General features: G+C 61.5%; 1 protein-coding gene. It reads left to right on the top strand.

What is annotated here, in order from left to right; translation table 11 throughout:
* Positions 1 to 637: ISAzo13 family transposase (locus tag M8523_RS36470; RefSeq protein WP_282589672.1), on the top strand; the 637-nt coding region annotated here is incomplete at both ends.

Genomic DNA, 637 nt, shown 5'->3' with positions numbered 1-637 from the left:
GCACACTGCTGAAAACGCTTGGTTATTCGTTGCAAGCCAACCGCAAGACGCTTGAAGGATCGCGCCACGTCGACCGAGACGCGCAGTTCAACCACATCGCCGACACCGTGAAAGCCGCCATCGCGGCCGGGCAACCCGCGATCTCGGTCGATACCAAGAAGAAGGAGCTCGTCGGCGACTTCAAGAACAATGGACGTGAATACCGGCCTGCCGGCTCACCCGAGCCTGTCTGTGTCCATGACTTTGTCGACCCGGCGCTCGGCCGTGCTTCGCCCTACGGGGTCTATGACATCGCCGATGACAAAGGTTGGGTCTCCGTCGGGATCGACCATGACACCGCCGCGTTCGCGGTCAATGCAATCCGGTCCTGGTGGGCCACGATGGGTCGCCCGCGCTACCCGAAGGCCCACCACTTAACGATTACGGCCGACGGCGGCGGCAGCAACGGCTCCCGCGTGCGGCTTTGGAAGGTCGAACTGCAAAAGCTCGCCGACGAATTGGGGTTGACGATCGCCGTCCTTCATCTCCCGCCTGGTACGAGCAAGTGGAACAAGATCGAGCATCGCCTCTTCTCGTTCATCTCCCGAAACTGGCGCGGGCGACCGCTGACAGACTACCGCACCATCGTCGAACTTAT

This window comes from Lichenifustis flavocetrariae, from assembly GCF_026130545.1.
Taxonomy (GTDB): Bacteria; Pseudomonadota; Alphaproteobacteria; order Rhizobiales; family Beijerinckiaceae; genus Lichenihabitans; species Lichenihabitans flavocetrariae.
The sequence above is the reverse complement of the archived record's forward strand: the minus strand, read 5'-3'. Positions and strand labels throughout refer to the sequence as shown.